General features: G+C 69.2%; 12 protein-coding genes. 7 read left to right on the top strand and 5 right to left on the bottom strand.

The window, feature by feature from the left end; all coding sequences use genetic code 11:
- The first annotated feature begins 21 nt into the window (after positions 1 to 21).
- From ABD212_RS08800 to ABD212_RS08770, 7 genes are all read left to right on the top strand, one after another.
- Positions 22 to 1,101, top strand: coding sequence for an ABC transporter substrate-binding protein (locus ABD212_RS08800; protein ID WP_344093481.1), 1,080 nt, complete (start codon positions 22 to 24; stop codon positions 1,099 to 1,101).
- A 116-nt stretch (positions 1,102 to 1,217) separates the two neighbouring features.
- Positions 1,218 to 1,976 (top strand): ABC transporter ATP-binding protein, encoded by a 759-nt coding sequence (locus ABD212_RS08795; RefSeq protein ID WP_344094134.1) that lies wholly within the window; start codon positions 1,218 to 1,220, stop codon positions 1,974 to 1,976.
- Positions 1,966 to 2,889: an ABC transporter permease gene (locus ABD212_RS08790; protein ID WP_344093479.1), complete on the top strand. Its 924-nt coding sequence runs from the start codon at positions 1,966 to 1,968 to the stop codon at positions 2,887 to 2,889. The genes ABD212_RS08795 and ABD212_RS08790 overlap by 11 nt, the downstream gene beginning before the upstream one ends.
- Entirely contained in the window at positions 2,886 to 3,701 is an 816-nt protein-coding gene (gene cobA / locus ABD212_RS08785; RefSeq protein ID WP_344093477.1) for a uroporphyrinogen-III C-methyltransferase, read from the top strand. Before ABD212_RS08790 ends, cobA begins: the two co-directional genes overlap by 4 nt.
- Before the next feature lie 10 nt (positions 3,702 to 3,711).
- Positions 3,712 to 5,091: an FAD-dependent oxidoreductase gene (locus tag ABD212_RS08780; protein ID WP_344093475.1), complete on the top strand. Its 1,380-nt coding sequence runs from the start codon at positions 3,712 to 3,714 to the stop codon at positions 5,089 to 5,091.
- Positions 5,088 to 5,417 (top strand): ferredoxin, encoded by a 330-nt coding sequence (gene fdxA, locus ABD212_RS08775; protein WP_344093473.1) that lies wholly within the window; start codon positions 5,088 to 5,090, stop codon positions 5,415 to 5,417. The genes ABD212_RS08780 and fdxA overlap by 4 nt, the downstream gene beginning before the upstream one ends.
- The gene (locus tag ABD212_RS08770; protein ID WP_344093471.1) at positions 5,410 to 6,429 is read left to right on the top strand and encodes an NAD(P)/FAD-dependent oxidoreductase; all 1,020 of its coding nucleotides are present in this window, start codon (positions 5,410 to 5,412) and stop codon (positions 6,427 to 6,429) included. Before fdxA ends, ABD212_RS08770 begins: the two co-directional genes overlap by 8 nt.
- 32 nt (positions 6,430 to 6,461) lie before the next feature.
- Here the strand turns inward: ABD212_RS08770 and ABD212_RS08765 are convergent, their stop codons facing one another.
- The 5 genes from ABD212_RS08765 to ABD212_RS08745 all read right to left on the bottom strand — a co-directional run bounded on the left by ABD212_RS08765 (position 6,462) and on the right by ABD212_RS08745 (position 11,690).
- Positions 6,462 to 7,436: an aldo/keto reductase gene (locus tag ABD212_RS08765; protein ID WP_344093469.1), complete on the bottom strand. Its 975-nt coding sequence runs from the start codon at positions 7,434 to 7,436 to the stop codon at positions 6,462 to 6,464.
- Positions 7,437 to 7,590: 154 nt separating this feature from the next.
- Positions 7,591 to 8,391, bottom strand: a complete 801-nt coding sequence (locus ABD212_RS08760) for an ABC transporter permease (protein ID WP_344093467.1) — start codon at positions 8,389 to 8,391, stop codon at positions 7,591 to 7,593.
- Positions 8,392 to 8,401: 10 nt separating this feature from the next.
- A complete protein-coding gene (locus ABD212_RS08755) occupies positions 8,402 to 9,346 on the bottom strand; it encodes an ABC transporter permease (protein WP_344093465.1) in 945 nt (314 codons plus the stop codon).
- A gap of 77 nt (positions 9,347 to 9,423) precedes the next feature.
- Positions 9,424 to 10,599, bottom strand: a complete 1,176-nt coding sequence (locus ABD212_RS08750; RefSeq protein WP_344093462.1) for an ABC transporter substrate-binding protein — start codon at positions 10,597 to 10,599, stop codon at positions 9,424 to 9,426.
- Positions 10,600 to 10,652: 53 nt separating this feature from the next.
- Positions 10,653 to 11,690 carry an ABC transporter ATP-binding protein gene (locus tag ABD212_RS08745; protein ID WP_344093460.1) on the bottom strand — a complete coding sequence of 346 codons (1,038 nt, stop codon included), beginning with the start codon at positions 11,688 to 11,690 and terminating at the stop codon, positions 10,653 to 10,655.
- Positions 11,691 to 11,755: the final 65 nt, after the last annotated feature.

The raw sequence follows: 11,755 nt of genomic DNA, 5'->3' as shown, positions 1-11,755 counted from the left end.
GCCGACATAAGGAGGCGAACAGTGAACAAAATCCGCACCGCAACAGCGATCACCACTCTGGGACTCGTGGCCATGATGATGGCAGGCTGCGCCTCGGGCTCGAGCAACGCCGCCGAGGGCGCCGGTGCGACGGCGGGGCCGTCGGTGAGCGAGCTGCGCCTCGGCTACTTCGCGAACGTGACGCACGCGCCGGCGCTCGTCGGCCTGCAGGAGGGCATCTTCAAGAAGGACCTCGGTGACGTCAAGGTGACGACGCAGGTCTTCAACGCGGGGCCAGCCGCGATCGAGGCCCTGACCGCAGGGGCGATCGACGCGACCTACATCGGACCCAACCCGTCGATCAACACGTTCATCCAATCGGCGGGCGAATCGGCGCGCATCATCGCCGGTGCCGCGACCGGCGGGGCCGCGCTCGTCGTGGCCGATGGCATCGCCAGCCCGGCAGATCTCGCGGGGAAGACCCTCGCGTCGCCGCAGCTCGGCAACACCCAGGATGTCGCGCTGCGCGTATGGCTCGCCGACCAGGGCTACAAGGCCGACACCTCCGGGGGCGGCGACGTGCACATCACGCCGACCGAGAACTCCCAGACGCTGACGCTGTTCCAGAAGAGCGACATCGCCGGTGCCTGGGTGCCTGAGCCCTGGGTCTCGCGCCTGGTCATCGACGGCGGCGGACACGTCCTGCAGGACGAAGCCGACCTGTGGCCCGACGGGAAGTTCCCGACGACGGTGCTGCTCGTGCGTGCGGACTTCCTCAAGGATCACCCCGATGTCGTGAAGAACCTCCTGCAGGCCCACGTCGACTCGGAGCAGTGGATCGCCGACAATCCTGCCAAGGTCGCGGATGCCGTCAACGCACAGCTGACCGCCGACACCGGCAAGGCGCTCTCCGACAAGGTGATCACGCGGGCGCTCGAGCACGTGTCGTTCTCGGTCGACCCGCACGCCGACGCCTTCGCCACGCTCGTGAAGAACGGCCTCAAGGCGGGGACGCAGAAGGACGGATCGATCGACGGGCTGTTCGACCTGAGCATCCTGAACGGCCTGCTCAAGGCATCCGGCGACGACACCGTGTCGGCCGCCGGGCTCGGAGAGGAATAGCAGTGAGCTCATCGGCTCGCCGCGCATCAGGTGCCGCGCCGTCGGAGATCGACGGCGCGGCGCCGGGCGCGCGCGTTCCCAACCTGCTCGGTCCGAGCTTCGACAGCGTCGCACCGGTGCGCGGACCCGCGCCCTCGGTCGACCCGGTCGTGCGCATCGAGCATGTGGGAAAGCGCTTCGGCGACGGGCCGCTCGTGCTCGACGACATCAGCCTCGACATCGCTCCGGGAGAGTTCGTGTGCCTGCTCGGTGCGTCGGGGTGCGGCAAATCCACGCTCTTGAACCTCATCGCGGGTCTCGACCGGCCCACCGCCGGCGTCATCCAGACGCCGTCGGCGGGTTCGGCGGTCATGTTCCAGGAGTCGGCGCTCATGCCGTGGCTCACCGCCCGCCGCAATGTCGAGCTCGCGCTGCGCCTGCGCGGCGTGCCCCGCAGCGAGCGCCGAGACAAGGCGCTCGTGCTGCTCGCCACCGTCAACCTCGCGGATGCCGCCGAGAAGCGCCCGCACGAACTGTCCGGCGGCATGCGTCAGCGCGTCGCCCTGGCGCGAGCCCTCGCGCAGGATCGTCCCGTGCTCCTCATGGACGAGCCGTTCGCAGCGCTGGACGCCATCACGCGCGACCTGCTGCACGAAGAGCTCGAGCGGGTCTGGCGCGCGACGGGCCGCACGATCGTCTTCGTCACCCACAACGTCCGCGAGGCCGCCCGTCTCGGGCAGCGTGTCGTGCTGCTCGGGAGCCGCCCCGGCCGGGTCGTCCAGGAGTGGCGGATCGCGAAGACGACGGGCCGGCGGATCGAATCGCCCGAAGTCGCCGCGCTCTCCGTCGAGATCACCGACCAGCTCCGAAAGGAGATCCGTCGAAATGCCGCTTGAGACTCCCGCCGTGCTCGCGCCCGTGACCACCGCAACCCCCGCCCCCCACGCGGACGACATCCGCAGCCTCGCCGCCGGTCTCGACCGGCTGCAGACGGACGCCGAGCGGCCGGTCGGCCGCTGGCGCGTCTTCTGGCGGAGCGTGCTGCCTCCCGTCCTCTTCGTCCTGCTGCTGCTCGTCGCCTGGCAGGTGTACATCGTCATCGCATCGCCGCGACCCGACATCGTGCCGAGCCCGCTCGACGTGGCGTCGGCACTCGGCACGGCGTGGGAGTCCGGCCGTCTGCAGCTGGCCATCGTGACGAGCCTCGAACGCGGCGTGATCGGCTTCGTCATCGCGATCGCCGTCGGCACGCCGATCGGGCTGCTGCTGGCGGAGGTCAAGCCGATCCGCCGAGCGGTCGGGCCGATCATCTCGGGGCTGCAGGTGCTGCCGTCCGTCGCCTGGGTGCCCGCTGCGATCATCTGGTTCGGCCTCTCGGACGCGACCGTGTACTTCGTGATCCTGATGGGCGCCATCCCGTCGATCGTGAACGGGCTGATCGCCGGCGTCGACCAGGTGCCACCGCAGCTGCGGCGGGTCGGGACCGTGCTCGGTGCATCGCGCTGGCAGCTCGCGACGGCCGTGATCCTTCCGGCGGCGCTGCCCGGCTATGTCGCGGGACTGAAGCAGGGCTGGGCGTTCTCGTGGCGGTCGCTCATGGCGGCCGAGATCATCGCCACCGGTGGGACGATCGGGTTCGGACTCGGCTCGCTGCTGCAGAACTCGCGCGACCTCGCCGACCTGGCCGCCGTTCTCGGGACGATCCTCGTGATCCTGACCATCGGCGTGATGATCGAGCTGCTTTTCTTCGGACCGCTCGAGCGCCGGATGCTGCGTGGCCGGGGTCTCCTCCAGGTGGTGGCGCGATGACCCTGCGACAAACTCAGGACGGCGCTGGCAAGGTGTGGCTCGTCGGTGCGGGCCCCGGAGACCCGGGTCTTCTCACCGTGAAGGGACTGCGCACCCTCGAGGCGGCCGACGTCATCGTCGCCGATCGGCTCGGTGCACGCGCGGTGCTCGACGCCCTCGCCGCCGACGGCGTCCAGCTGCGCGCCGAGGTCGTGGATGTCGGCAAGCTCCCGGGCCACCATGCCGTGCCGCAGGATGCCATCAACGCCCTGCTGGTCCAGCTTGCGCAAGACGGCAAGACGGTCGTGCGGCTCAAGGGCGGCGATCCCTACATCTTCGGACGCGGTGGCGAGGAGCTCGCCCACTGCCGAGCCGCCGGGGTCGATGTCGAGGTCGTGTCGGGCGTGACGAGCGCCATCTCGGTGCCTGCGCTCGCCGGCATCCCGCTCACCCATCGCGGGGTCGCGACGGCGTTCACCGTCGTCACCGGCCACGACCAGATCCGCGAGCTCGGCGGCGGACGCGACCACACGGTCGTGCTGCTGATGGGCGTCGGCACGCTCGCGCATGCCGCGCTCACGCTCGCCCGCGGCGAGCGCGGCGCCGACTGCCCGGTGGCGATCGTCGAGGACGGATTCGGAACCGGCCAGCGCGTCACGGTCGGCACGCTCGCCTCGATCGCCGGCCAGGCCGCGGAACGCGACGTGCGCTCACCCGCCGTCGTCGTCGTCGGCGATGTCGTGCGACTCAGCCCGTACGCTCCCGAGCGGCTCGCGACCCTCGACCTGTCGACCTTCGACCCGCTCGCGCCGATCACCGGCCGGCGTCTCTGAAAGGCCCCCCTTGACCTCTTCCCCCCTCTCAAACCTTCGCGTCGCGATCGTCGGTGCCGGTCCCGCCGGCATCTACGCCGGGAACATCCTCGCGAACTCCGTCAGCGCATCCGGCGGGAGCGTCTGGATCGACCTCTTCGAGTCGCTGCCCGCGCCCTACGGCCTGATCCGCTACGGCGTCGCGCCCGACCACCCGCGCATCAAAGGCATCGTCACCTCGTTGCACGAGATGCTCGATGCGCGCACGATCCGCTTCATCGGAAACGTCGAGGTCGGCCGGGACATCTCGCTCGACGAGCTGCACGAGCGCTACGACGCCGTGATCCTCGCGACCGGTGCGATCCGGGATGCCGCGCTCGACGTGCCCGGAATCCACCTGCCGGGCTCATTCGGCGCCGCCGACTTCGTCGCGTGGTACGACGGTCACCCCGACGTCCCCACGCAATGGCCGCTCGACGGCGCCGAGGTGGCTGTGATCGGCAACGGCAACGTCGCGCTGGACGTCGCGCGAGTGCTCGCCAAGCATGCGGTGGACCTGCGCTCCACCGAGATCGCCGACAACGTGCTGGCCGGGCTCGAGGCATCCGCCGTCACCGACGTGCACGTCTTCGGTCGGCGCGGCCCCGCCGACATCAAGTTCACCCCGATCGAGCTGCGCGAGCTCGGGGAGATCAGGGATGTCGACATCGTCGTGCACGATGAGGACTTCGCCCACGCCGATCCCGCCGGTGCGCCGAACAACCAGCTGAAGGTGATGCTCCGCATCCTGGGCGGCTGGCGCACGCGCGAATCCACCGGCGCGAGCCGCCGCCTGCACCTGCACTTCCACCACGCGCCGATCGAGGTGCTGGGAGACGACCGCGTCGAGGGTCTGCGATTGGAGCGGACGCAGCCGATCGACGGCGGACGCGTCCGCGGCACGGGCGAGCACCGTGAGTTCGCCGTGCAGCAGGTGTACCGCGCCGTCGGCTACTACGGCACGCCCGTCGTAGACGCGCCGTTCGACGCCGAGCACGGCGTCATCCCGAACGTGGAAGGCCGGGTGCACGACGAGGACGGGCCGATCACCGGCCTCTACGCGACCGGGTGGATCAAGCGCGGGCCGGTGGGCCTCATCGGCCACACCAAGTCCGACGCGATGGAGACGATCGCGCACCTCGTCGCCGACGCGCAGGCGGGGCTTCTGACGTCGCCGCGCGACGAGGGCGACGTGCTCGAACTGCTCGAGCAGCGCGACGTCGCCTACACGACGTGGGAGGGCTGGCTCGCGCTCGACGCGCACGAGCGCGAGCGGGGCGCGAACCACGAGCACACCCGCGAGCGGGTCAAGGTCGTGCCGCGCGACGAGCAGGTCGCCATCTCGCGTGCCGGAGCGCTGATCGGGTCGTGACCTACGTCATCGCGCTGCCGTGCGTCGACCTGAAGGACCGCGCGTGCATCGACGAATGCCCGGTGGACTGCATCTACGAAGGCGATCGGATGCTCTACATCCACCCGGACGAGTGCGTCGACTGCGGCGCATGCGAGCCGGTGTGCCCCGTCGAGGCGATCTACTACGAGGACGACCTGCCGGATGAATGGTCGGACTACTACACCGCGAACGTCGAGTTCTTCGACGACATCGGGTCCCCGGGCGGTGCTGCCAAGACGGGCGTGATCGCGAAGGATCACGCAGTCATCGCCGCGCTCCCACCCCAGGACCCCGAGCATGCCTGAGCCGGCGGACGACGACGTCTACGACGCGGTCGTCGTCGGAGGCGGACCCGCGGGCCTTTCGGCTGCGCTCAACCTCGGGCGCGCGCGTGCGCGGATCCTGGTCGTCGACGCCGACCGGCCGCGCAACGCGGCGACGCTCAACTCGCACGGCTTCCTGACCCGCGACGGAACACCCCCGCATGAGCTGCGTCGTCTCGCTCGCACCGAGCTCGGGGCCTATCCGCTCGTCGAGGTGCTCGTGCGCACGCGCGTGACGGCCGTGACCACGGCATCCGGCCCACGAGCTGCTGCGATCGGCGGCATCTCTGCGCGCCAGACCGACCGATCGGGTCAACCCGCCACCACCGCCGGCGACGCCCGGTTCGTCGTCGCGCTGGAGGGACGCCGCTCGCAGGCATCAGTCCGCGCCCGTTCCGTCATCGTCGCGACGGGACTGCGCGAGACGCTGCCCGGCATCCCGAGCATCCGCGCGTTCTACGGGATGTCGGTCTTCTCCTGCGCCGCATGCGACGCGTGGGAGCTGCAGGACCGCAGGCTCGGCCTCATCGGCGAGACCTCCGACCTCGCCGACCGCGCCCGCCTGATCGCTCGCTGGACGGACCGGCTGACCGTCTTCACCAACGGCGCGGATGTCGTCGACGCGGTCGAGGAGGCCGAGCTCGCGGCATCCGGAATCGCCGTCGAACGACGCGCCATCGCCGATCTGGAAGGTGACCGGGGTGTCGTCGCCGCGGTGCGCCTGGCGGACGGATCCCGTGTGCCGATCGACGGCGGGTTCGTGCGCCCGGACTGGACCCCGGCGCTCGACTTCCTGGACGACCTCGGGGTCGACCTCGACCCGCACGGCCATCTCCTGGTCGATCGATCGGGTCGCACGTCGATCGCGGGTCTGTACGGAGCGGGGGATGCGGTCGCGCCGGGTCCGCAGCAGCTCATCATCGCCGCGGGTCAAGGCGCGAGGGTCGCCGCAGTGCTGGTGCACGACCAGATCGGCGTCCGAACGGCGCACTGACCGCACGACGGCTGTTGCTCATTCGAGGCTCCTCAGGCCATCGGATCGGCGATCAGTCCCTCTCCGACGAGGTCTTCCCACAGAGCGGCGGGAATCGACGTCTCAGCCCGCTGCACGTTCGAGTGCACCTGGCTCGTGCCGCGGGCACCCAGCACCACGCTCACGACGGCCGGATGCCGCAGCACATACGCGATCGCGGCATCCGGCACGCTCACCCCGTGCCGCTCGCAGACATCCGCGACGCGATCCACGCGCGCGATCAGCTCCGCCGGAGCGGGTCCGTAGTCGAACATCGCGCCCGGCGCCGGCCTCGGCGTGCTCAGCAGCCCGGAGTTGTACACCGCCGCCGCCACCACCCCGACGCCGCGATCGGCCGCGAGCGGCAGCAGGTCGGCGAGCGCCTCGTCGTCCACGAGCGTGAATCGCCCGGCGCACATCACGAGGTCGACATCCGCGCGCCGGATCAGCTCCGCCAGTGGCGCCGCGTGGTTCATGCCCGCCCCGACCTCGGTCACCATGCCCTGGTCGCGCAGCTCGATGAGGGCCGCGATCCCCTCGTTCGACGCCTGCTCGAAGTGGTCGTCCGGGTCGTGCAGATACAGGATGTCGAACCGCTCGAGGCCCGTCCGTTCCAGGGACTGCTCGACCGAGCGGAGGATCCCGTCGCGACTGAAGTCCCAGACCCGGCGCGGGTCGGCGGGCACGTCGAATCCCTCGTCGCGCTCATGGGCGGTCTCGGGGCTCGGCACGAGGAGGCGCCCCACCTTCGTGGAGACGACGTACTCGTCACGCGGACGATCGCTCAAGTGCTCCCCGAGGCGCCGCTCCGAGAGTCCCAGGCCGTAGTGCGGGGCGGTGTCGAAATACCGGATGCCGGAATGCCATGCGGCATCGATCGTCGCGGCCGCCTCTTCGTCGGTCGTGACGCGATAGAGGTTGCCGAGCTGGGCTGCTCCGAGACCGAGCTCGGTCAGGTCAAGGCCGCGCCGCGTCGCGCGTGTCCTCATGGTGTTCCTTTCGGGTCAGAGACACCGTGATCGTCAAGCAGAACGAGTGTCGCACGGATCACCCGACCGGCAGGACGCTGCAGCGGGCGACGGGACCGCCACCGGCATCCGGCACCGCCAGCGGCCTCCGCACGCGATCCCGCCGCCGTCGAGATCAGCGCCGCTGCTGCTCCGACCCCGACAGCCGCTGGGCGATGTAGATCGGGACGATCGACACCACGACCAGCACCACCGCGATGACGCTGACGATCGGCGCCTGGTTCGGCCGGAACATGTTGTTCAGGATGAAGATGGGCAGGGTCGTGACGCCCGAACCCGCCGTGAACGTCGTGACGATGATCTCGTCGAAGCTGAGCGCGAACGCCAGCAGGCCGCCTGCGAGAAGCGCCGAGCGCAGCTGCGGGAAGGTCACGAGCCGGAAGGTCGTCCAGATTCCGGCGCCGAGATCGGATGACGCCTCTTCGAGGTTCGTACCCGTGCGGCGCAGGCGCGCGATGACGTTGTTGAAGACCGTCACGATGCAGAACGTCGCGTGCGCGATCACCACGGTCCAGATCGACAGCGGCACACCCAGGATCGTCCGGAAGAAGTTGTTGAGCGCGATGCCCGTGATGATGCCCGGCAGTGCGATCGGCAGGATGATCAGCAGGCTGATGGCGTCACGGCCGAAGAAGGTGAACCGCTGCAGCGCGAGCGAGATCAGCGTGCCGAGGACGAGCGAGACGACGGTGGCGACGACGGCCACCTGGAGGCTCGTGAGGACCGCCTCCATCGCCCCCGCGCTCTGGAACGCCTTCCCCCACCACTCCAGCGTGAACCCGGGCGGCGGCCACGTGAGCGATGTCGAGGTCGAGAACGAGTTCACGAGCACCACGAACAGCGGCACGTACACGGCGACGAGGATCAGGCCGGTCACGACGGCCAGGATCACTCGCGCGGTCTTTCCGAGGCGCATGTCCGCTTTCCTAGAGGTTGTTCAGCGCACCCGTGCGGCGCACGAGGGCGAGATAGCCGAAGATGATGACGATCGGGATGAGCGCGATCGCGGCGGCGAGCGGGAGGTTGTTGGCGGCCCCGACGTTCGTGTACACGAGATTGCCGAGCATCTGGTTCGCGCCTCCGACGATGTTGACGGTGAGGTAGTCGCCGAGCGACAGCGAGAAGCTGAAGATCGTCCCGGCGATGACGGCCGGGACCGCGAGCGGCCACACCACGAGGCCGAGCGTGCGCCACGTTCTGCCGCCGAGATCCGCGGATGCCTCGAGGAGCGAGTCGGGCACCCGCTCGAGCCCGGCGAAGATGGGCAGGATCACGTATGGCAGCCAGAGGTACGCCAGCGTGATGATCGTCGCCGTGAGGCCGTACCCGGGGGTGTGCAGGCCGAAGGGCGCGAGGATCCATTCCAGGATGCCGTCCTGCGAGAGCACCGAACGCCACGCGTACGCCTTCACGAGATAGCTCGCCCACAGCGGCGTGAGCACGGCGATCACGAGGACGCGCTGGGCGCGGGGCGAGGCGACCTTCGCCATGTAGAACGCGATGGGGAGCGCGAGGGCGACGTCGATGACCGTGACCGCGAGCGCCACTCCGACGGTGCGCAGCGTCACCGTCTGGTAGAGCGAACCGGTGAGCACGGTGATGATGTTGTCGAGCGTGAACTGCGTCTGGATCTCGCCGGTGAAGCTGTCGACGCTCCAGAACGCCGTCACGAGCAGCAGGACGAGGGCGACGATGTACACGACGCCGAGCCAGAACAGCGGGGCCGACAGCAGCAGCGCCAGCCTCGTGCGGGGATGCGTTGTGAGGAACGACGACGTCCGTCGTCCGAGCCCTCGCCGCGGCGTGGGGACGCCGGACGGCCTCCGCGCGGGATCGGAGGCCCGGGGAGGGGTTGAGACGTCGGTCGTCATGTGCGGTTCCTGAGGGGGAGGGTGGGAGCGTCGGACGGCGGGTGCGGCCGCCATCCGACGCTCCGGTTCGTGAGAGGTCAGCCCTTGATCTCTGACCAGGCCTGCGTCCACTGCGAGTAGTCGACGCAGGTGACGTCGGTGCGGCCGTCGACGCATTTCGCGATCGGCGTGGTCCAGTACCAGATCTTCGACGCGTAGTCGGCGTCTCCGGCGTGGTAGGCCGCGCAGTCGGTGCGGTAGTCGCACGCGGCCTGGTTCGACGGCGCCTCACCGAAGTACGCCGTCGCCGCTGCGTTCGCCTTGGGGCTCGCGATGTAGTTGAGCCACGCGTACGCGCAGTTCGGGCTCTTCGCCTTGGACGCGATCATCCAGGTGTCCGACCAGCCGGTCGCACCTTCCGAGGGGAGCACGACTGCGGTGTGGGCCTTCTCGCCCTCGAGCGTGTTCTGGATGACCTGCCACGTCGTGCCGACGACCGAGTCGCCGGATTCGAACGCGCTGATCTCCTTGAGGTAGTCCGACCAGTATTCGCTGATGTGCGGACGCTGGGTCTTCAGCAGATCCACGGCCGCCTTGAACTGCTTGTCGTCGAGCGCGTACGGGTTCTTGATGCCGAGGTCGGGCTGGTGCGCCATCAGGTACACCGCGGCATCCGCGATGTAGATCGGCGAGTCGTACGCGGTCACCTTGCCGGTGAAGTCACCGGCCTTGTCGAAGACGACGTCCCACGACGTGGGAGCCGGGGTCACGGAATCCGTGTTGTACAGAAGAAGGTTCGCGCCGTAGCCGTGCGGCACACCGTAGGACTGGCCGTCGACGGAGTTCCACGCCTGGTTCTTCAGGAAGTCGTAGACGCCGGCGTAGTTCGGGATCAGATCGGTGTTGACGGGTGCGACGTCGCCTGCCGCGATCAGGCGCAGCGTGGCGTCTCCGGACGCGGCGACGACGTCATAGTCGCCCGTCTTCATGAGATTGACCGCCTCATCCGAGGTGCCGTAGCTCTTCGAGACGACCTTGCAGCCGGTGTCCTTCTCGAACGGCGTGACCCAGTCGACGGTGGGGTCGTTCGAGCCGTCCTCGACGTAGCCGGGCCACGCGAGGATCGAGACCGACGACTCCATGTCGCCGAGTTTCGTGGCCTCGGGGGCAGCGCTGCCCCCTCCCGCGCTGGTTCCGCACGCGCTGAGCAGCGCGACCGATCCGATCGCGACCGCGGCGACGAGCGAGCCGCGCCGCATCGTTGTGCCTCTCATGTTGTTGTCTCCTGGTTCCTTCGGGTTGCTGTGGATGGGTCAGGGGCCGGATGTCATCCGCCGCCGGCCGGGGGGTAGAGCGAGATGACATCGGACTCGTGCCAGCTCACGACGACACGGTTTCCGCGCTCGTCGTCGTCCGCACGTCCGCGGACGTTCGGCTCGAGGACCGTGACGCGGATCCCGGCATCCAGATCGATGACACTGCGGATGCCGCTGCCGACGTAGATGGACTCGACGACCGTGCCCGGGGCGGAGCGGATGCCCTCGCCCTCCTGGGCGATGCGAGACACGACGAGCTTCTCGGGGCGCACCGAGTGCTCGCCGGTTCGGCCGAGGAGCGCCTGTGAGCGCTCGTGGTCGAACAGGTTCGACGTGCCGACGAAGTCGGCGACGAACCGGGATGCGGGGTGCTCGTACAGCTCGCGGGGGGTGCCGAGCTGCTCGATGCCACCCGCGTTGAACACCGCGATGCGATCGGAGAGGGTGAGCGCCTCTTCCTGGTCGTGCGTGACGAAGATGAACGTGATGCCGAGCTCGCGCTGGATCTGCTTGAGCTCGACCTGCATCTGCTCGCGCAGCTTCAGGTCGAGGGCCCCGAGCGGCTCGTCGAGCAGGAGGGCCTTGGGCTGGACGACGGTGGCGCGCGCGAGCGCGACACGCTGGCGCTGCCCGCCCGAGAGCTGCGCAGGCTTGCGATCGGCGAACTGCTCGAGTCGCACCGAGGCGAGCGCCTTCATCGCCCGGTCGCGGCGCTCGGCGCGCTTGACGCCGCGGACGCGCAGTCCGTACGCGACGTTGTCGAGGACGCTCATGTGGGGGAACAGCGCATAATCCTGGAACACCGTGTTGACATCGCGGTCGAACGGCGCCTTGCCGGTGACATCCTGTCCGAACAGCTCGATCGTCCCAGAGCTGGGCTGCTCGAAGCCGGCGATGAGCCGCAGCACGGTCGTCTTGCCCGAGCCCGATGGACCGAGCATGGAGAAGAATTCGCCGGCCGCGATCTCCAGATCGACGTGATCGACGGCCGTCACGCTGCCGAACTCCTTTGTGAGTCCGGTCAGCCGGATGGCTGGCTGGTCAGTCATGACGTCTCCCTCGATGTCGGTGCACAGTAAATCATATGGATCCAGATGTCTAAAATCGACCTGCC

This window comes from Microbacterium deminutum (assembly GCF_039530205.1).
Classification (GTDB): Bacteria; Actinomycetota; Actinomycetes; order Actinomycetales; family Microbacteriaceae; genus Microbacterium; species Microbacterium deminutum.
This window is presented reverse-complemented; position numbering and strand designations above follow the sequence as displayed.

Excerpts from the sequence above, each read along its gene's own strand:
- ABD212_RS08765 (WP_344093469.1), bottom strand. The coding sequence starts at position 7,436 with ATGAGGACACGCGCGACGCGGCGCGGCCTTGACCTGACCGAGCTCGGT.
- ABD212_RS08745 (WP_344093460.1), bottom strand. The coding sequence starts at position 11,690 with ATGACTGACCAGCCAGCCATCCGGCTGACCGGACTCACAAAGGAGTTC.
- ABD212_RS08760 (WP_344093467.1), bottom strand. The coding sequence starts at position 8,391 with ATGCGCCTCGGAAAGACCGCGCGAGTGATCCTGGCCGTCGTGACCGGC.
- ABD212_RS08755 (WP_344093465.1), bottom strand. The coding sequence starts at position 9,346 with ATGACGACCGACGTCTCAACCCCTCCCCGGGCCTCCGATCCCGCGCGG.
- ABD212_RS08770 (WP_344093471.1), top strand. The coding sequence starts at position 5,410 with ATGCCTGAGCCGGCGGACGACGACGTCTACGACGCGGTCGTCGTCGGA.
- ABD212_RS08750 (WP_344093462.1), bottom strand. The coding sequence starts at position 10,599 with ATGAGAGGCACAACGATGCGGCGCGGCTCGCTCGTCGCCGCGGTCGCG.
- cobA (WP_344093477.1), top strand. The coding sequence starts at position 2,886 with ATGACCCTGCGACAAACTCAGGACGGCGCTGGCAAGGTGTGGCTCGTC.
- ABD212_RS08790 (WP_344093479.1), top strand. The coding sequence starts at position 1,966 with ATGCCGCTTGAGACTCCCGCCGTGCTCGCGCCCGTGACCACCGCAACC.